The sequence below is a fragment of the Pantoea sp. B65 genome, assembly GCF_047308185.1.
In the GTDB taxonomy this organism is placed as follows: Bacteria; Pseudomonadota; Gammaproteobacteria; order Enterobacterales; family Enterobacteriaceae; genus Erwinia.
Map to the genome: position 1 here is coordinate 399292 of NZ_JAHXPU010000015.1, position 19719 is coordinate 419010.

Annotated in this window: 13 protein-coding genes; 8 read left to right on the forward strand and 5 right to left on the reverse strand. The window is 55.0% G+C overall.

Going from position 1 to position 19719, the window contains the following annotated elements; translation table 11 throughout:
• The first annotated feature begins 42 nt into the window (after positions 1 to 42).
• Positions 43 to 1476, forward strand: a complete 1434-nt coding sequence (gene glgA / locus JWF83_RS04695) for a glycogen synthase GlgA (protein ID WP_413649035.1) — start codon at positions 43 to 45, stop codon at positions 1474 to 1476.
• Positions 1477 to 1497: 21 nt separating this feature from the next.
• Entirely contained in the window at positions 1498 to 3945 is a 2448-nt protein-coding gene (glgP, locus tag JWF83_RS04700; RefSeq protein WP_413649037.1) for a glycogen phosphorylase, read from the forward strand.
• Positions 3946 to 4048: 103 nt separating this feature from the next.
• On the opposite strand, the gene glpD is transcribed toward glgP, so the two are convergent.
• Positions 4049 to 5557 carry a glycerol-3-phosphate dehydrogenase gene (glpD, locus tag JWF83_RS04705; protein ID WP_413649039.1) on the reverse strand — a complete coding sequence of 503 codons (1509 nt, stop codon included), beginning with the start codon at positions 5555 to 5557 and terminating at the stop codon, positions 4049 to 4051.
• A 229-nt stretch (positions 5558 to 5786) separates the two neighbouring features.
• Between glpD and glpE the strand changes: the two genes are divergently transcribed.
• From glpE to JWF83_RS04720, 3 genes are read left to right on the forward strand one after another with little or no spacing between them, the layout of a single operon-like run.
• Positions 5787 to 6116, forward strand: coding sequence for a thiosulfate sulfurtransferase GlpE (gene glpE, locus JWF83_RS04710; protein WP_413649041.1), 330 nt, complete (start codon positions 5787 to 5789; stop codon positions 6114 to 6116).
• Between the two features lie 55 nt (positions 6117 to 6171).
• A complete protein-coding gene (glpG, locus tag JWF83_RS04715) occupies positions 6172 to 6993 on the forward strand; it encodes a rhomboid family intramembrane serine protease GlpG (RefSeq protein WP_413649172.1) in 822 nt (273 codons plus the stop codon).
• Positions 6994 to 7031: 38 nt separating this feature from the next.
• Positions 7032 to 7790, forward strand: coding sequence for a DeoR/GlpR family transcriptional regulator (locus tag JWF83_RS04720; protein WP_413649043.1), 759 nt, complete (start codon positions 7032 to 7034; stop codon positions 7788 to 7790).
• A 23-nt stretch (positions 7791 to 7813) separates the two neighbouring features.
• Here the strand turns inward: JWF83_RS04720 and malT are convergent, their stop codons facing one another.
• A complete protein-coding gene (gene malT, locus JWF83_RS04725; protein WP_413649045.1) occupies positions 7814 to 10531 on the reverse strand; it encodes an HTH-type transcriptional regulator MalT in 2718 nt (905 codons plus the stop codon).
• 561 nt (positions 10532 to 11092) lie between these two features.
• Between malT and malP the strand changes: the two genes are divergently transcribed.
• Positions 11093 to 13501 (forward strand): maltodextrin phosphorylase, encoded by a 2409-nt coding sequence (malP, locus tag JWF83_RS04730; RefSeq protein ID WP_413649046.1) that lies wholly within the window; start codon positions 11093 to 11095, stop codon positions 13499 to 13501.
• 145 nt (positions 13502 to 13646) lie between these two features.
• Positions 13647 to 15719: a 4-alpha-glucanotransferase gene (gene malQ, locus JWF83_RS04735; RefSeq protein WP_413649048.1), complete on the forward strand. Its 2073-nt coding sequence runs from the start codon at positions 13647 to 13649 to the stop codon at positions 15717 to 15719.
• A gap of 131 nt (positions 15720 to 15850) precedes the next feature.
• Here malQ and nfuA read toward each other — a convergent pair whose 3' ends face one another.
• A complete protein-coding gene (nfuA, locus tag JWF83_RS04740) occupies positions 15851 to 16426 on the reverse strand; it encodes a Fe-S biogenesis protein NfuA (protein WP_413649049.1) in 576 nt (191 codons plus the stop codon).
• Between the two features lie 58 nt (positions 16427 to 16484).
• On the reverse strand, positions 16485 to 17168 hold the full coding sequence (gene gntX / locus JWF83_RS04745) for a DNA utilization protein GntX (protein WP_413649051.1): 684 nt from the start codon (positions 17166 to 17168) through the stop codon (positions 16485 to 16487).
• A gap of 34 nt (positions 17169 to 17202) precedes the next feature.
• On the opposite strand from gntX, the gene bioH reads away from it, so the two are divergent.
• Positions 17203 to 17979: a pimeloyl-ACP methyl ester esterase BioH gene (bioH, locus tag JWF83_RS04750; protein ID WP_413649053.1), complete on the forward strand. Its 777-nt coding sequence runs from the start codon at positions 17203 to 17205 to the stop codon at positions 17977 to 17979.
• A 30-nt stretch (positions 17980 to 18009) separates the two neighbouring features.
• Here bioH and JWF83_RS04755 read toward each other — a convergent pair whose 3' ends face one another.
• Positions 18010 to 19707: an alpha-amylase family glycosyl hydrolase gene (locus JWF83_RS04755; RefSeq protein WP_413649055.1), complete on the reverse strand. Its 1698-nt coding sequence runs from the start codon at positions 19705 to 19707 to the stop codon at positions 18010 to 18012.
• Positions 19708 to 19719 lie beyond the last annotated feature (12 nt).

Genomic DNA, 19719 nt, shown 5'->3' on the forward strand with positions numbered 1-19719 from the left:
GATGCAGAGGAATGCATCAGAGCATAGTTAAAGGAGCCCAGAATGCAGGTTTTACATGTCTGTTCAGAACTTTTTCCGCTGCTAAAAACAGGTGGCTTAGCGGATGTTGTAGGGGCATTACCAGCAGCGCAAATTGCGGAAGGTACAGATACCCGGGTGTTATTACCGATGTTTCCTGACCTGCGCAAAGGGATTACCAATACGGAAGTGGTCGCAGAACTGCAAACCTTTGCTGGTTTTGTTCGCCTGCATTTTGGTCATTTTAATGGTGTCGGGATTTATCTGATTGAAGCGCCTGGCTTGTACGATCGTCCCGGCAGCCCTTATCACGATGAATCACAGTTTTCCTATATCGATAACCATTTACGTTTTGCTTTACTTGGCTGGATGGGATGTGAGCTGGCATGTGGGCTGGATACCTGGTGGCGTCCGGATATTATCCATGCCCATGACTGGCATGCGGGACTGGCCTGCGCCTATCTGGCGGCGCGTGGCCGTCCGGCGAAATCGGTATTTACCGTACATAACCTGGCTTACCAGGGGCTGTTTGCCGCGCATCATATGGAGCAGATCCAGCTGCCGCAGTCGTTTTTTAATATGCACGGGCTGGAGTTTTTCGGGCAAATCTCTTATCTGAAGGCCGGGCTGTTCTATGCCGATCATATCACGGCGGTCAGCCCGACCTATGCGCATGAGATCACCCAGCCGGAGTTTGGCTATGGTATGGAGTCACTGCTGGCGCAACGGTTGCGTGAAGGGCGGCTGAGCGGCATTCTGAATGGCGTCGATCCGGCGATCTGGGATCCGGCACAAGATCTGCTGTTGAGCGCACGCTATAACCGTGACGTGCTGGAAGCGAAAGCGGAGAATAAACGCCAGCTGCAAATTGCCATGGGATTAAAAGTCGATGACAAGGTGCCGGTGTTTGCGGTGGTCAGTCGTTTAACGCGGCAAAAAGGGCTGGACCTGGTGCTGGAGGCATTGCCAGGATTACTGGAACAGGGTGGTCAGCTGGTGCTGCTGGGCGCGGGTGATGCGGTGCTGCAACAGGGGTTCCTTGCGGCGGCGGCGGAGCATCCGGGGCAGGTCGGCGTACAGATTGGCTATCATGAAGCTTTTTCCCATCGCATTATTGGTGGGGCTGATGTGATTTTGGTGCCAAGTCGTTTTGAACCTTGCGGCCTGACACAATTATACGGTCTGAAGTATGGCACATTGCCGCTGGTACGCCGTACCGGTGGCTTAGCTGATACGGTAAATGACAGTTCCCTGGAGAACCTGGCGGATGGTATCGCCAGTGGCTTCACGTTCGAAGACAGTAATGCCTGGTCGTTGCTAAGAGCGATCCGGCGTGCATTTGTGTTGTGGTCACGTCCTTCACTATGGCGTTTTGTTCAGCGCCAGGCGATGGGGATGGATTTTAGCTGGCAGGTGGCGGCCATTGCCTACCGCGATCTTTATCAACGCTTGCTGTAACCAGGATATGGGATACTTGATATGAACGCACCTTTCACCTACGCCTCACCGACACTCAGTGTGGAAGCACTGAAAAACTCAATCGCCTATAAACTGATGTTTACGCTGGGCAAAGACCCCTCTCTGGCGAATAAGCACGAGTGGCTGAACGCCACGCTGCTGGCGGTGCGCGACCGCATGGTCGAGCGCTGGTTGCGCTCCAATCGTGCTCAGTTGTCACAGGATGTGCGTCAGGTTTATTACCTGTCGATGGAATTTCTGGTCGGCCGCACGCTCTCCAACGCGCTGCTGGCAATGGGTATCTACGATGATATTAACCGCGCGCTGGAAGAGATGGGCTTTGATCTCGCGGAACTGATGGAAGAAGAGAACGATCCCGGCTTAGGCAATGGCGGTCTGGGGCGTCTGGCGGCCTGCTTCCTCGACTCGCTGGCGACGCTGGGGCTGCCGGGGCGCGGTTACGGCATTCGTTACGATTACGGCATGTTTAAACAGAACATTATTGACGGACGCCAGGCGGAATCGCCGGACTACTGGCTGGAATATGGCAATCCGTGGGAGTTTCAGCGTTTTAATACCCGCTATAAAGTGCGTTTTGGCGGTCGTATTCAGCAGGAAGGCGGTAAGGCGCGCTGGGTTGAAACCGAAGAGGTGCTGGCAACCGCCTATGATCAGATCATCCCGGGTTACGATACCGATGCCACCAATACCTTACGTCTGTGGGGTGCGCAGGCGAGTAATGAGATCAACCTCGGCAAATTTAACCAGGGTGACTACTTCGCTGCGGTGGAAGATAAAAACCACTCAGAAAACGTGTCGCGCGTGCTCTATCCCGATGACTCAACCTATTCCGGGCGCGAACTGCGTCTGCGCCAGGAGTATTTCCTGGTGTCGGCCACGGTGCAGGACATCCTGAATCGTCACTGGCTGATGCATAAAACTTTCGACAATCTGGCCGATAAAATCGCCATTCATCTCAACGATACCCATCCGGTATTGGCCATCCCCGAGTTGATGCGTCTGCTGATCGACGAGCATAAGTTTACCTGGGATGATGCGTTTGAAGTAACCTGCCAGGTGTTCTCTTATACCAACCATACGCTGATGAGTGAGGCGCTTGAAACCTGGCCGGTGGATATGATCGGCAAAATCTTGCCGCGTAACCTGCAGATTATTTTTGATATCAATGACTACTTCCTGAAAACGATTCAGGATCACTATCCGGACGACTGGGAGTTGCTGGCGCGCATTTCGATTATCGATGAAAATCATGGTCGTCAGGTGCGTATGGCGTGGCTGGCCGTGGTGATCAGCCACAAGGTGAACGGCGTTTCTGAGCTGCACTCCAATCTGATGGTGCAATCACTGTTTGCTGATTTTGCCAAACTGTTCCCTGGCCGTTTTTGCAATAAGACCAATGGCGTGACACCGCGACGCTGGCTGGCGCTGGCGAATCCGCCATTATCGCATGTGCTGGATGAAGCGATTGGCCGTACCTGGCGCACCGACCTGAGCGAGCTGAATGAGCTGAAGCAGCATATTGATTATCCGAGTTTTATCCAGGATATCGCGGAAGCCAAGCTGGCCAACAAAAAGCGGCTGGCGGAGTGGGTGGCGAAAAACCTCGATATTGTGCTGGATCCGACGGCGTTATTCGATGTGCAAATTAAACGTATTCATGAATACAAACGTCAGCTGCTGAACGTACTGCATATCATCACCCGTTATAACCGTATCAAAGCCGATCCGACCGCTAATTGGGTGCCGCGTGTGAATATCTTTGCCGGTAAAGCCGCCTCGGCTTATTACACGGCGAAGCAGATTATCCATTTAATCAATGATGTGGCGAAGGTAATTAACGCCGATCCGCAAGTGAAGAATAAGCTGAAGGTGGTGTTTATTCCGAACTATGGCGTCAGCCTGGCGCAAATCATTATTCCGGCGGCGGACCTCTCCGAGCAGATTTCACTGGCGGGCACCGAGGCTTCCGGTACCAGTAATATGAAGTTTGCCCTGAATGGCGCCCTGACCATTGGTACCCTTGATGGTGCTAATGTGGAGATGCGGGAGCATGTTGGCGAGGAGAATATCTTTATCTTCGGTAATACCACGCCGCAGGTGGAAGAACTGCGCCGTAAAGGCTACAACTCACATCAGTATTATGATGACGATGCGGAGTTGCGCCAGGCCCTGACGCAGATGGCCACCGGCGCATTTAGCCCGCAGGAGCCGGGACGTTATCGCAACCTGTTTGATTCACTGGTTAACCTTGGCGATCACTATCAGCTACTGGCTGATTATCGCAGCTATGTTGATACCCAGGAGCGGGTGGATGAGCTGTATCAGCATCCGGAGGAGTGGCAACGCCGTGCGGCCTGTAATATCGCCAATATGGGCTACTTCTCTTCTGACCGTACCATTCAGGAATATGCTGATGAAATTTGGCATATTTCGCCGATAAGGTTGTAACCCCGGCACATGGGGCCATCAATACCACGGGCGGCATAAATATGCCGCCCGTGGTGTTTCAATGCAATCGCCGGTAACAGCGGCATTGATGCCGCCGGCAGAATTACGACGCCAGAGATAACGCCGGTTTTTTCTGATGCTCAGCCAGCCATTCGCTAACCCGCGCCTGCTGCTGCTGATTCAGCCACATTCCCAGCTTGGTACGACGCCAGATGGCATCATCCAGTTCACGTACCCATTCATGTTGCACCAGGTAACGCAACTCAGCTTCATAGAAGTCGTGACCGAAGTTCTCGCCTAAATCATCAAGACTGCTGGCCGCTTTCAGGAACAGTTCGCTGTTACTGCCGTAGGTATGGGCAAAGTGACGCGCCATGGCTTCGCTGATAAAGCTGTAGCGACGACGCAGGCTGGCGGCGTAATCTTCGCGATTACCGGCGATATTACCGCCTGGCAGCACGCAGTCACGGGTCCAGGCGGCGCCGGCATCAGGATAGTACTTCGCCAGCTTCTCCAGCGCATGCTCGGCCAGTTTACGGTAGGTGGTCAGTTTGCCGCCGAACACCGACAGCAGCGGCGCCTGTCCTTCATCATCATGCACATCCAGCGTGTAATCACGGGTAATGGCTTGTGGTGAGTCGGATTCGTCATCGCACAGCGGACGCACGCCGGAGTAGGTCCAGACAATATCTTTACGCGCCAGATCTTTCTTAAAGTGGGCGTTATACACCTTCAGCAGGTAGTCGATCTCGTTGTCGTCAATCCTGACGTTTTTCGGATCGCCCTGGTATTCAACGTCGGTGGTGCCGATAATGGAGAACTCATCCAGCCACGGGATCACAAACACAATCCGGTGATCTTCGTTTTGCAGAATATAGGCCTGCTTCTGCGTGTGAACGCGTGGCACCACGATATGGCTACCTTTGATCAGGCGGATGCCATACGGTGACTTCAGTTTCAGACCATCGTCAAAGAGTTGTTTCACCCATGGGCCGGTGGCATTCACCAGACCTTTGGCGCGCCAGGTAAAGACTTTACCGCTGTCGATATCTTCGGCTTCCACCATCCACAGCCCGTTTTCACGCCATGCGCGCGTCACGCGGGTGCGGGTACGTACTTCACCACCGCGCTTCACCACTTCCTGGGCATTCAGCACAACCAGGCGCGCATCGTCGACCCAGCAGTCTGAATATTCGAAACCGCGCACAATTTCAGATTTTAGTACCGAGTCCGCGCCAAAACGCACACCGTTACTGCCGGGCAGACTGGTGCGTTTGCCCAGATGATCGTACATAAACAGACCGATGCGGATCATCCATGCCGGACGCAGATGCGGCCGATGCGGCAGACGGAAGCGCATCGGGAAAGCAATATGCGGCGCCATTTTCAACAGCACTTCGCGTTCGGCCAGCGCTTCACTGACCAGCCGGAATTCGTAGTGTTCCAGGTAGCGCAGGCCGCCGTGGATCAATTTGGAGCTGGCGGAAGAGGTCGCGCAGGCCAAATCTTGCGCTTCCAGCATCAGCACAGACAGGCCGCGTCCTGCAGCGTCGGCTGCAATACCGGCACCGTTGATGCCGCCGCCGATTACGATCAGATCTTTGGTTTCCACGTCATCTCCCCCGATGCTCGTAATAGTTCAAATATGTTCGTTTTCGAACATTATATTAATCGTAAACCAACATTGATGCCAGCGTTAACGTAATAAAAACATTTATGCGTGATGCAGGTAACATAATTGGCGTCAGAAAAGAGCGGTAACCTTTCTGTTAATCTGGTTATTGCTGGCCGGGTTCAGGTTACAATATGCTCATTAGTTTAGATATTGACTGGAACCCACCATGGAACAATTTGAATGTATCAACGTACTGCAGGCACAACAGCGTCTGGCGCAGGGCGCGGCACTGCTGGTTGATATCCGCGATCCGCAAAGCTTCGCCCTGGCGCATACCACTGGCGCCTTCCATCTCACTAATGATTCACTACAGCGCTTTATGCAGCAGGCGGATTTCGCTACGCCGGTGCTGGTGATGTGCTATCACGGCAATAGCAGCAGAGGCGCCGCGCAGTATCTGCTTACCCAGGGGTTCGAGCAGGTGTACAGCGTGGACGGCGGTTTTGAAGCCTGGCGCGTGGCGTTCCCGCAGCAGGTTGAGGCAGAAACGCGCTGATTATTTCCGCAAAAACGCTCAATTCAGATAAGGACAAGGGCTGAAACCCACTATGATGCGTATTACTCATTTCACCAATCCGCGTCTGGCACAGGCATTTGTGGATTACATGGCCACGCGCGGCGTTGTGCTGCGTATTGAGCATGACGAGGCCTATACTATTTTGCTGGATGATGATTCGAAAGCCGATCTGGTCGAAAACGAACTTCAGCAGTTTGTGCGCGATCCGCTGCACCCGCGTTATCAGGCCGCCAGCTGGCAGTCGGGCAGCACCACCAGCGGTCTGCGTTATCAGCATACGTCGGTTCTGGCCACTATTCGTCAGCGTGCCGGTCCGCTGACCCTGACGATAATGGTTGCCTGCGTGGCGGTCTATATTCTGATGCAGGTGGTCGGCGATCGTGCGGTGATGTACTGGCTGGCGTGGCCAGCCGATGAAGGACAATATTTCCAGTTGTGGCGCTGGTTCAGTCATGCGTTGCTGCACTTCTCGTTATTGCATATTGTGTTTAATTTGCTGTGGTGGTGGTATCTCGGCGGCGCCGTCGAAAAGCGTCTCGGAACCGGCAAGCTGGTGGTGATTGCGCTGATTTCCGCGCTGCTTAGTGGCTGGATGCAGGCGAAATTCAGCGGGGTATGGTTTGGTGGCTTATCGGGCGTGGTGTATGCGCTGATGGGATATGCCTGGCTGCGCGGCGAGCGCGATCCGGCCAGCGGCATCTTTCTTGAGCGTGGCCTGATGGCCTTCTCTATTTTGTGGCTGGTTATCGGCTACTTTGGTGCGTTTGGTTTATCGATTGCCAATGCCGCCCATGTTACTGGCCTGCTGGTCGGGCTGGCAATGGCGCTGGTCGATACGCGTCAGGTACGCAAATAAAATGCATCTGCCTGCGGGTAGCATGCTCGGAGATTTTTGTGAAGCAAACGCAACGTCACGACGCGATTATTGATCTGGTCCGTCGTCAGGGATATGTCAGCACTGAAGAGCTGGTGGAGCATTTCGACGTCAGTCCGCAAACTATCCGCCGTGATCTTAACGATCTGGCCGATCAGAATAAAATACAGCGACATCACGGCGGTGCGGCTCTGCCTTCCAGCTCCGAAAATACCGCGTGGCAGGATCGTAAGATGATGTGGTCGGCGGAAAAGGCGCGCATCGCCCAACGCGTGGCCAGCCAGATCCCTGATGGCGCCACGCTATTTATTGATATCGGCACCACGCCGGAGGCGGTGGCGCACGCGTTGCTGAATCACAATAATCTGCGTGTCGTCACCAATAACCTTAACGTCGCGATGCTGCTGATGGCGAAGCCCGATTTCCGGCTGATTCTGGCCGGCGGCGAAGTGCGTACCCGCGATGGCGGCATTATGGGGGAAGCGACTCTCGATTTTATTTCCCAGTTTCGTCTCGATTTCGGCATTCTCGGTATCAGCGGTATTGATATGGATGGTTCACTGCTGGAATTTGATTATCACGAAGTGCGTACCAAGCGGGCCATTATTGAGAATTCGCGCTGTGTGATCCTGGTGGCTGACCACTCGAAATTTGGCCGTAACGCCATGGTGAACCTGGGGAATATGAGCCTGATTGATCAGCTGTATACCGACGAGCCGCCGCCGCCAAGTGTGATGAAGGTTATTGAACAGCATGAGGTTCATCTCGAGCTGTGTTGAAACGCCGCGGGATGGGGCGCCGTTCAGGCCACCCCCATTCCCATTAAATGCAGTAACTGCTGCGCCTGCAGTACCGCTTCCTGGCGGTGCATCACGCCCAGTTTCTGATACAGATTACGAATGTGGGTCTTAATCGTGGTGGCCGCCACGTCCAGCTCACTGGCGATCTGATCGTTGCTGTACCCGGAGTAAATCAGTCCTAATACCTGCCATTCCCGCTGCGTTAGCGGACTGGTGCGGATCAGCTCCGGCACCTGCGGGTGCGTCAGTAAACGGGTAACAAAGGTTTCATCAAAATGGGCGAATTTATGCCGGTGATGCTGGTTAATGTCGCGCAGAATACGCTGCGCCCGATGCTGTTCCAGCTCCGGCAGGGTATTCAGCTGCAGTAGCTGACGCAACTGCTGCGCCATCGCTTCCCCTTCAATCACAAAGTGGCTGACAAAGCCGGTGCGATTTGCCAGTGCCAGCGACTCAATCAGCGCTTTTTGCGCCTCGCTTTTACGATCGGTCTGCCACCAGAGGGCATTACTGAGCAACAGATTGCGATTAAGATCGCTGACCAGGCGCAGGCGGCGGGCATTTTCATTCAGTTCCTCCAGCACCACCTCCGCTTCATCATATTGCCCGAGCAGAATCTGCGCGCGGGCAATATTTCGCCATTGTCCCTGCAGGAAATGATTATCGGCATCTGCCGGTTTTGGCGTCAGGCGCAGCCAGTTGGCCGCCGCTACCTTATCGTTGGTCATCTGCCAGTAAATCACTCGCGGTTTGTCGGCGTTGGTGACCCAGTCACTGTGATACTGGCCGTTGCTCAGCAAGTTCTCACAGCGATTGAGGTGGCGGCGGGCATTATCGATATCGCCGCGCGCCAGCGCGCATTTCGCCAGCATCGCCAGACATTGCAGCTGCTGCTGCGGCTGGAAGTTTGCCAGCACCTCCAGCCCCTGGCGTGCTACGGCTTCGGCTTCATCCAGATGCGACCATGACCAGAGTAGCTGTGCGCGAATACGCAGTAAAAATTCATGCATCGGCAGCTGTTGCAGCCCTTCGGACTCGATCAGTTCAAAGGCTTTTTGCTGGGTTTCATATGCGGTTTGCAAAAAGCCCTGGGCAAGCAGAATTTCGCTCTGCTGTAGTAACGCCCAGAGTGCGTAGTGGCAGATATCATGCTGACGCGCCATCTGATCGGTTTGCTGCATCATCGCCAGCGCCTGGCTGAGTTCGCCCTGGCAGTGTAACACCTCACCCCTGACCGAGGTGGCGACAATACGACTGTAATAGTTCGCCAGCGGCAGCATCTTCAGCGCCTGGATCGCCAGCCGTTCAGCCTCTTCCGGCTTACCGGCATTAATAGCGACCTGCGCGCGCAGGGCATCAAACTCGGCGCTCAGTTCGCCATCAATGGCCACCTGCTGCAGCGCCATCTCCTGCTCGGCGCGCGCCAACAGCAGATTGACTTCGCCATAGCGGTGTTGACTCTGCGCCAGCCAGGCCTGTAGCAGGATCAAGCGCGGGTTTTGCACCAGCAACAGCCACGGCAGAGCTTGCAGAGCTTCTTCCAGCAGCGTCAGCTCGCTGTGATTAAATAGCGACCAGGCATGGCGCAGCAAAATATCACGCAATAACAGCGTATCCTGCGCCGCCAGCGCATGATGCAGCGCCTCACCGGCAAAGCCCTGCGCCATCCAGCCTTCGGCCGCCGCATGGTGCAGTTGCTGCAGATCGCTACCCAGTTCCCATTGACAGCGCTGGCGCAGGAAACTGGCAAACAACGGATGGAAGTTAAACCACTCGCCGCTGTCATCCATCCGTTGCAGAAACAGCCCCTGGCGTTCGATCTCTTCCAGACGCAACTGACCATTTTCTTCACCGGTAATCCGTGAAATCAGCGCGTCATTCATTGAGCGCAGCACCGAACTGCGCAGCAGGAAGTTACGGGTGGCTTCATCGACGCAGTCGAGTACCTCGTCAACCAGATAGTCGGACAGATGGCTGGCATTGATACCGGCCAGACGCTGAGCGGACTGGTGGATGGGCGTATTCGACTGACGCTCTGATAGGGCAATAAGCTGTAACGCGGTGGCCCAGCCAGCCACTTCATCGCACAAACGCTGCGAATGGCTGGCGTCAATCGGCTGTAGCAGGCGGCAATCAAAAAATTGTTTCGCTTCCGCATGGGTAAACGCCAGCGACTGACTGTTAATTTCCAGCAGCTGTTCACGTACCCGCAGATTGGCGATCCCCAGTGACGGCAGGTTGCGTGAAAGGATCACCAGCGTCAGATTTTCCGGCTGATGACGAATAAAAAAGCGCATTGCATGATGGATGGCGCTATTGGTCAGCAGATGGTAGTCATCAATCACCAAAAACAGCGGACGGTGCCATTCCGACAGCTCGACAAACAGCTGAGAAAATAGCGCGCTGAGATTGGCATACTGGCGTTTTTGCACCATGGCTTCGCTGCGCAGGCAATAACCGCCAGTGGCTTGCTGAATCGCCGCCATAAAATAGCTGGCGAAGCGTTCCGGGTAGTTATCACTCTCATCCAGCGAGTACCAGCCGAGATCGCTTTGATCCGCCGCCCACTGCGCAACCAGCGTGGTTTTGCCATAGCCGGCGGGACTGGTTACCAGCGCCAGTCGATAGAGATTGATGTTCGCGAGCCTTGCAATCAAACGCTCCCGAACAATGATGTTCTGAAGCCGCGATGGACGGCTGAGTTTCGATGGAATTAGCATGGCTGACACTTCACTGTGTGACTATACCTCTGGAGTTTCCAGCCGCTGGCGTGCAGCGCCAGTATCAGGAAATCTTTGGCTATAGAGAGGAAACAATCGGAATTATTTTACGCTGTGTAATTAAATACATTTAGCCAGACCGGGGATTAAAGCAAGGCGCGATCCGATGAGAATTCATTATGTTGCACCTCATCACACTTCCTTAACGGAAATGTTAATTTTTTAAGCGACGGGGATCACAACAAATTACGAAATAATCAGCCAGGGGAGATGGTTTTTGCGACCTGTGATCTGCTATCGCCTGTGGTCATCGCAGAGCGTTACTGCCATGTGTAGGCTCCCCTGATGATTTTTGTACTTTTTTTTCGTGGAATAGCGTTAACAGGGAGCTTTTTTCCGTATTGCCGTCTTAAATTAACGGTGCTGGCGATCACATTTCAGGCTACGCCCTGCAACTCATCCCCGTCTAAGCCTCTAACAGGATGATGCTGCGCGAGGTTGCAACCGTCAGCATGTGCGCATCAATTTTTGGCGAAACTATTCACTTACCGGAAGAGATTTATGTCGCAGCAAAAATTTAATAAGGCACGTTTTGAGGCAGCGCTTACGCGTCAGTGGCAACATGCAGGTCTGAAATCCGCCGAGGAAATGAATCAGCATCAGTGGTGGCAAGCCGTCAGCGGCGCGCTGGCCGAATTGCTGGCGGCACAACCGGCGGCGGCGGCGGTAAAAAATCAGCGCCATGTTAACTATATTTCGATGGAATTTCTTATTGGTCGTCTGACCGGTAATAACCTGCTGAATCTCGGCTGGTATAATGAGGTGCAGGCGTTGCTGGCTGAGCAGCAGGTCAGCCTGAGTGAGCTGCTGGAGGAGGAGGTGGATCCGGCACTGGGTAACGGGGGGCTGGGACGTCTGGCGGCCTGCTTCCTGGATTCGATGGCTACTGTCGGTCAGTCAGCCACCGGCTATGGTCTTAACTATCAGTATGGCTTGTTCCGCCAGTCGTTTAATGATGGCCAGCAGCAGGAAGCGCCTGATGACTGGCAGCGCCAGTATTACCCGTGGTTCCGCCATAATGCCGCGCTGGATGTCGATGTGTCGATTGGCGGCAAAGTGACGCGTGGCGAAAACGGTGAAATCCACTGGACCCCTGCCCTGGTGATACGCGGCGAAGCCTGGGATTTGCCGGTAATCGGCTATCGCAACGGCGTGGCGCAACCGCTGCGTCTGTGGCAGGCAAGCCATCGTCATCCGTTTAATCTGACGCTGTTTAATGATGGTAAATTTTTGCAGTCGGAGCAGCAGGGTATCGATGCCGCCAAACTGACCAAAGTGCTCTACCCGAATGATAATCATCAGGAAGGCAAGCGCCTGCGCCTGATGCAGCAGTACTTCCAGTGCGCCTGTTCGGTGGCGGATATTCTACGCCGTCACCACCTGGCCGGTCGCAAAATTGGCGAACTGGCAGACTACGAAGTGATCCAACTGAATGATACCCATCCGACCATCGCTATTCCGGAGATGTTGCGTGTGCTGCTGGATGAGCATCAGATGGCCTGGGAAGCGGCGTGGGCGATTACCAGTAAAGTATTCGCCTATACCAACCATACCCTGATGCCGGAAGCGCTGGAGCGCTGGGATGAGAAACTGATGCGCAGTCTGTTGCCGCGTCATCTGATGATTATCCAGGAGATCAACCGACGCTTTAAGAAGCTGGTTGATAAGCAGTGGCCGGGTGATGCAGCGGTGTGGGCGAAACTGGCGGTACTGCACGATAAACAGGTGCGGATGGCAAACCTGTGTGTGGTCAGCGGCTTTGCCGTTAATGGTGTGGCCGCGCTGCACTCCGATCTGGTGGTGAAAGATCTGTTCCCGGAATATTACCAGCTGTGGCCGCATAAATTTCATAATGTCACCAACGGCATTACGCCGCGTCGCTGGCTGAAGCAGTGTAACCCGGCGCTGGCGGCGCTGATCGATGAAACGTTAAATGTCGAGTGGGCCAATAATCTGGATGCGCTCACGGCTCTGGAGCCGCTGGCCGATGATGCCGCATTCCGTCAGCGCTATCGTCAGATTAAATATGACAATAAGGTGCGGCTGGCCAGCTATATCCATCATCTGACCGGCATTACGGTCAATCCAAAGGCGATGTTTGATATTCAAATCAAACGGTTGCATGAGTATAAGCGCCAGCATCTCGGGCTGTTGCATATCCTGCACTGCTATCGTCAGCTGCGCGACAACCCGCAGCAGGAGAGCGTGCCGCGGGTGTTTCTGTTCGGCGCCAAAGCGGCGCCGGGCTACTACCTGGCGAAAAATATTATTTATGCGATCAATAAAGTTGCCGAAAAGATCAATAACGATCCGCTGGTGGGCGATCGCCTGAAAGTGGTGTTTATTCCCGATTACCGCATTACCGCCGCCGAATTAATGATCCCGGCCGCCGATCTTTCCGAGCAGATCTCCACTGCCGGTTATGAGGCCTCGGGTACCGGCAATATGAAACTGGCGCTCAATGGCGCGCTGACTATTGGCACCCTGGATGGCGCCAATGTTGAAATTGCGCAGCAGGTGGGTGAAGAGAATATCTTTATCTTCGGCAATACCGTCGATGAAGTTAAAGCGCTGAAAGCCAAAGGTTACGATCCGCTAAAGCTGCGTAAGAAAGATAAACACCTGAATAATCTGCTGAAAGAGCTGGAAAACGGTTTCTTTAGCAATGGTGATAAACACGCCTTTGAGATGATGCTGCATAGTCTGACCAAAGGCGGCGATCCCTGGCTGGTGCTGGCGGACTTTGCCAGCTACTGCGCGGCGCAACAGCGGGTGGAACAGCTGTGGCGCGATCAGGACGGCTGGACGCGCACTGCGATTCTGAATACCGCGCGTACCGGGATGTTTAGTTCGGATCGCTCCATCAGGGATTATCAGGCAAGGATCTGGCAGGCGAAAAGGCTGGGCTGATTTCCGGCTATTTTACTTGCTGGTCTGACCCGGACAGTGTTCAACAATCTCAGGTACTGCCGGTACGCTGTGGTTTTGCGCGCTGTCCATGTCCGGACTGGCTGCGACAATTACGCCTGACAGGCAAGGTTTATCAGGACGCTCCATGGATTCAAAACAACTTGATAAGGCCGCAACAGCGGCCGGTATTGCATCCAGTTATATTAATGCGAAGGGCCAGCCGGAAGCGATTGCGCCAGAAACCAAACGACGCCTGCTGGCGGCGATGGCCAATCCGCAGCCGGTCAGCGCTGCGCCATTGCCTGCCGCTAAAGTGTTTAGTGGTACGCGCAAGCTGAATTTGCCGGTTGCTGGCAACGGGCGCTTTCGCTGGCATCTGCAGACCGAGAGTGGCAGGCAGTATGAAGGTGAGGTGAAGGGCGGCGAAATGCTGACGTTACCCGCACGTCTGGCTATCGGTTATCACCAACTGACCCTGAGCCAGGATAAACAACAATGGCCCTGCCGCGTTATTGTCGCGCCGAAACGCTGTTTTGAGCCGGAGGCATTGCGCGCCGGCAAAAAACTGTGGGGCGCCTGTGTCCAGCTATATACCGTACGTTCCGGGAATAATTGGGGCATTGGTGATTTTGGCGATCTGCTGCGGATGCTCGATCAGATAGCCGATCGTGGTGGCGCCTTTATTGGTCTCAATCCGATTCACTCGCTCTATCCGGCTAACCCGGAAAGTGCCAGCCCCTATAGCCCTTCCTCCCGCCGCTGGCTGAATGTGATTTATATCGATGTCACGCGGGTACCTGATTTTCAGCACAGTGATGCTGCCCGGCACTGGTGGCAGTTGCCTGCCACGCAACAGGCGCTGAATCAGGCGCGCGGCAGTGAATGGGTTGATTATCAGACGGTTAGCGATTTGAAAATTGCCGGGTTGCGTCTGGCCTGGCAGCAATTCTGCCAGCGTGATGAACAGGATAAAACCCGTCTCCATTTTGAGCGTTTTATCACCCAGGGCGGCGGCAGTCTGTTTTATCAGGCGGCTTACGATGCGCTGCATGGTGCGATGTTGCAGCAGGATGCGCAGCGCTGGGGCTGGCCGGTGTGGCCACAGGCTTATCAGCATGCGGATAACGAAGCGGTGCAGATGTTTTGCCAGAAAAATCAGCAGGAAGTGCGTTTCTGGCTATGGCTGCAATGGCTGGCGAACCGGCAGTTTGATGAGTGCTGGCAGCAGAGCCGGCAGCGGCGGATGCCGATCGGGCTGTATCGCGATCTGGCGGTTGGCGTTGCGGAAGGGGGAGCGGAAACCTGGTGCGACCGTGAGCTCTACTGTCTGAAAGCCTCCGTCGGGGCGCCGCCGGATATTTTGGGGCCGCTGGGACAAAACTGGGGGTTGCCACCGATGGACCCGCATGTGATGGCGGCGCGGGGGTATCAGCCATTTATCGATCTGTTACGCGCCAATATGGCCAGTTGCGGCGCCTTGCGTATTGACCATGTGATGTCGATGCTGCGCCTGTGGTGGATCCCCTATGGTGAAACCGCCGATCACGGCGCGTATGTCTATTATCCGGTCGAGGACTTAATGGCGATTCTGGCGCTGGAGAGCCAGCGTCATCAGTGCATGGTGATTGGCGAAGATCTCGGTACTGTGCCGGTCGAAATTATCGGCAAGCTACGCGATAGCGGCGTCTACTCGTGGAAGGTGCTCTATTTTGAACAGGCGACGGCGGATAGTTATCGTGCGCCTGCTGACTGGCCGCGGCAATCAATGGCCAGCGCCACCACGCATGATTTACCGACGCTGCGTGGTTTCTGGAGTGCAGGGGATTTGACACTCGGTGAGAGTCTGGGGTTGTATCCCGATAAAGTGATCCTGCGTGGTCTGCATCAGCAGCGGCAGCGGCAGCGGCAGGCATTGCTGAATGCACTGCATCAATATGGTTGCGTGCCGCAGCGCACCGGTAAACGCGCGGAAAAGATGGTGATGTCGCCGGTACTGAATCGTGGGATGCAGCGGTTTATTGCCGACAGCGGCAGTGCTTTGCTGGGGTTACAGCCGGAGGACTGGCTGGATATGGAAAAGCCGGTCAATGTGCCAGGCACCACCGATCAATATCCCAACTGGCGTCGGCGGTTGAGTAAAACTCTGGAGGAGATTTTCGCGGATGATTACGTTAATCGCCTGCTAAAAGATATCGACCGGCGCCGGCGCAAAGTATAAACCGCGGCCATTAATGCGCCGGGAGGCATAAATGCGACGGGAGGCATAAATGCCTCCCCTACAGTGTTTCAGTGAGATCACCCGTAGGGGCGGCATTAATGCCGCCCGTGCCAAGTCGCGCGCGCAAAAACTTAATAGTAAGAGTGTTCGCCGCGCTGGTGCTCGGTAAGATCGCGCACGCCTTTCAGTTCCGGGAAAGTCTGCAGTAACTCTTTCTCGATACCTTCTTTCAGCGTCACGTCGACCATTGAACAGCCGTTACAGCCGCCGCCGAACTGCAGAATGGCGTAGCCTTCTTCGGTGATCTCCATCAGCGACACTTTACCGCCATGGCCCGCCAGCTGTGGGTTAATCTGTGACTGCAACTGATACTCGACGCGTTCGATCAGCGGCGCATCATCAGCAACTTTACGCATTTTAGCGTTAGGCGCTTTCAGCGTTAGCTGGGAGCCAAGGTTATCGGTGACAAAATCAATTTCAGCGTCAGCCAGATAGGGGGCACTGAGCTCATCAACATAGGCTGACAGCTTTTCGAACTTCAGTTCGGTATCTGTGGCTTCTACTGCATCGGGCGGACAGTAGGAGACGCCACACTCGGCGGTTGGCGTACCCGGATTAATAACGAATACGCGAATCTGGGTGCCATCTTCCTGGTTTGACAGCAGTTTTGCGAAGTGTTCTTGCGCAGAATCAGAAATTCGGATCATGGCTAGTGCTCAATAGTTGACTAATTCAGTTGGTTATAATACGCCCATCACTGGCGCTCTACAAGGTTCGGCACAGGCAGTAGATCTGCACGCTGGCAGCGCCAGCGGCCTGTAACAGACGACTAATTTCGCTAATGGTACTGGCGGTGGTGACGACGTCGTCAACCAACGCGATATGACGTCCGCGTACCGCTATTTCAAGCTTAAAAGCGCCACGCAGGTTTTTTCGGCGGGCGCTGGCGCTCAGATGATGCTGAACATTGCCTGCCCGTACCCGGCGTAGCCCTTGTGGGTGGTAATCGCAGCCCGTCCAGTGCGCCAGCCGGCGTGCCAGCAGATCGGCCTGATTGTAACCGCGCCGCCATGCCCGCCGCTGATAAAGCGGTACCGCCAGCATCATGTCCGGGCGCACCAGTTGGTGCGCACGCCGTTGCTTTAACCAGCTTAGCAAAATAAGCCGCGACAACATCACAGAGAGTGCTGTTATCTGATGAAATTTGAACTGGTTTACCAGCACACTGAGCGGCGGCTGATAGTCGCTAACTGATATCAGCGCCTGCCAGGGCGGCGGGCGGCGCTGGCAGCGACCACACGGCTGCCGCCCCCCGGCCGACGGTAGTCCGCAGCGCGGGCAGACGGGCGGGCAGGGCGGTAACTGCCGATAGCACAGACTACAGATGCCCTGTTGATACAGCGCCAGCGGCATCAGGCATAGCCAACAACATCCCGGCATTGGTAGCATAGCGACCTCGATAGCAAAAACAGGACAATAACCGATGGCGCAGCTTTACTGGCAGACTACCGGCACAGGAAAAGTCGATCTTGTGCTGTTGCACGGATGGGGACTGAATGCCACCGTGTGGCATGGCATTATTGACCGGCTCAGCCCGCATTTTCGTCTGCACCTGGTCGATCTGCCCGGTTTCGGTCGCAGCGGTGATTTTGGTCCGCTATCGCTGGATAACATGGTGGATAGCCTGCTGCCGCAAATGCCCGAACAGGCTATCTGGCTTGGCTGGTCGCTCGGCGGTTTAGTCGCCAGTCGGCTGGCGCTGCGCTATCCGCAGCGGGTGCTGGGGTTAATCAGCGTGGCCTCTTCGCCCTGCTTTACCGCGCGGGACGACTGGCCGGGGATTAAGCCACAAACCTTGCAGAGTTTTCAGCAGCAGCTGAGCAGCGATTTTCAGCGTACCGTTGAGCGCTTTCTGGCGTTGCAAACGCTGGGCACCGAGTATGCGCGTCAGGATGCGCGCCGGTTAAAAGAGGTGGTGTTATCGCAGCCCATGCCGACAGTGGCGGTGCTGGAGGGCGGTCTGGAGATCCTGCGCACCGCCGATCTGCGCGCTGAGATGTGCGGCCTGACGCTGCCCTTGTTGCGTATTTATGGTTATCTCGACGGGCTGGTGCCGCGTAAGGCGGCGCAGTTGCTGGATGTGCAGTGGCCGCACAGCCGCTCCGCGGTCATCGGCAAGGCGGCACATGCGCCTTTTATTTCGCACCCCGAGGCGTTCTGCCAGCAACTGATCGACTTCACCGCCATGCAGGTGCTGTAACCTGTCGAGATATTGCGGGTATATCGTATATTACGATATGCCCGTTTTGAGCCACAGATAGTGCCATGGCGGCAGCGTAACCGGTTCACTCCCCTCGATAATCTCTTCACGAATAATATCGCGATACTTTCTCTCTTCCGGTAACTGCACTTCGGTACTTTTGCCGCTCAGGTTATAGACACACAGCAGGCTGTGCTGATGGTCGCGGCTGCGGCGGCGCAGCATCAACAGCGCATTGTCGCTGTCGAGAATTTCCAGCGGATTATCAGGATGAAACGCGGGCTGTCGGGTGCGTAGCTGGATCAGCGCGCTGAGATGGGTAAAGACCAGCTGGCGCAAACCTTCACCCGTAGTAAGCTGCCGATCGATGCCGGATACGGCATATTTTTCGCGGTTAATCGCCCGGTTATGTCCGGCGACTTTCACCCCTTCCATATCGTTGCGCGAACCTAAAATGCTCTGAATATAGATCGCCGGTACGCCCGGAAAAGCCAGCAGCAGTGCGTGCGCCAGCATAAAGCGGCGCAGACGGGTTTCGTCGTCGTCATCCTGCTTATTTAACGCGTCCATATAGGTGACGTTGATTTCATACGGGCTGGTGGTGCCATCGGGATTGTTTTTATACGAGATCAGCGCCCCTTCCATCGCCAGATCGCGCACCAGCGCGACAATCTCGACTTCCGGCAAAATACCGCGTGCCGGATTCAGGCCGATGCCATCGTGGGAGGCAAGGAAATTAAAAAAAGTGGTGTTGCCGCCGCCGGAATCGAGTGAGGCGGCCCATTGGCGCAAGGCGCGTGAGGAACCGTTATGAATGGCATGCAGGACCAGCGGCGGTAGGGAAAACTGATACACCATCTGGGCTTCATCGTGGCCATTACCAAAATAACTGATGTTGTCTTTGTGCGGCACATTGGTTTCGGTAATGATCACCGTACCCGGCGCCACCTCATTGGCGATCGCGCGAAACAGTTTTACCAGCTGGTGGGTTTTCTCCAGATGAATACAACTGGTGCCCGGGGTTTTCCACATATAGCCGACAGCATCCAGCCGTACATAGTCAGCGCCTTTTTTCAGGTAATCGAGCAGCACATCCACCATGCGGATCAGCACTTGCGGATTACCAAAGTTCAGATCGATCTGATCCGCACTGAAGGTGGTCCAGATAAAACGTTTCTCGCCGTTGGCGAAATCAAACGGCGTCAGCAGCGGCGAGGTGCGTGGACGCGTGACGCTGCTCAGATCGGTGGCGGGCGGCATGCTGATAAAAAAGTCATCCCAGCCCGGGTCGAGCGCCAGAAAGTGTTTAAACCATGCGCTGTGTGCCGACATATGATTGCAGACGAAATCGAACATCAGCCGGGTATGGCGGTGAAGTTCAGCGATATGCGACCAGTCGCCGCAGATTGGGTTGACCTGGTGGTAATCAATTACCGAAAAGCCATCGTCGGAGGAGTAGGGGAAAAACGGCAGCAGATGGACAAGGTTAAAGGTGTCACGCAGATGCTGTTGATAAAAACGGCAGAAGGTGGCCAGGGTTGGCGCTTCGCTCTCGCGGAACTGATCGGCATAGGTTATCAGCACCACATCTTTTTCATCCCAGTGCGGCTTGCGGGCCATTTTTATCGCGGCGCGCGCCTCGCGGATATGGGAGAACAGCCGCTCACGACTGGCCAGCGGAAAGGTCGCCTGGTAGATCTCATCGATTAAGTTATTGATAATATCCATTTTTATCCAACG

Coding starts and splice junctions, on each gene's coding strand:
- glgA (WP_413649035.1), top strand. CDS start 43: ATGCAGGTTTTACATGTCTGTTCAGAACTTTTTCCGCTGCTAAAAACA.
- glgP (WP_413649037.1), top strand. CDS start 1,498: ATGAACGCACCTTTCACCTACGCCTCACCGACACTCAGTGTGGAAGCA.
- glpE (WP_413649041.1), top strand. CDS start 5,787: ATGGAACAATTTGAATGTATCAACGTACTGCAGGCACAACAGCGTCTG.
- glpG (WP_413649172.1), top strand. CDS start 6,172: ATGCGTATTACTCATTTCACCAATCCGCGTCTGGCACAGGCATTTGTG.
- malT (WP_413649045.1), bottom strand. CDS start 10,531: ATGCTAATTCCATCGAAACTCAGCCGTCCATCGCGGCTTCAGAACATC.
- malP (WP_413649046.1), top strand. CDS start 11,093: ATGTCGCAGCAAAAATTTAATAAGGCACGTTTTGAGGCAGCGCTTACG.
- malQ (WP_413649048.1), top strand. CDS start 13,647: ATGGATTCAAAACAACTTGATAAGGCCGCAACAGCGGCCGGTATTGCA.
- nfuA (WP_413649049.1), bottom strand. CDS start 16,426: ATGATCCGAATTTCTGATTCTGCGCAAGAACACTTCGCAAAACTGCTG.
- gntX (WP_413649051.1), bottom strand. CDS start 17,168: ATGCTACCAATGCCGGGATGTTGTTGGCTATGCCTGATGCCGCTGGCG.
- bioH (WP_413649053.1), top strand. CDS start 17,203: ATGGCGCAGCTTTACTGGCAGACTACCGGCACAGGAAAAGTCGATCTT.
- JWF83_RS04755 (WP_413649055.1), bottom strand. CDS start 19,707: ATGGATATTATCAATAACTTAATCGATGAGATCTACCAGGCGACCTTT.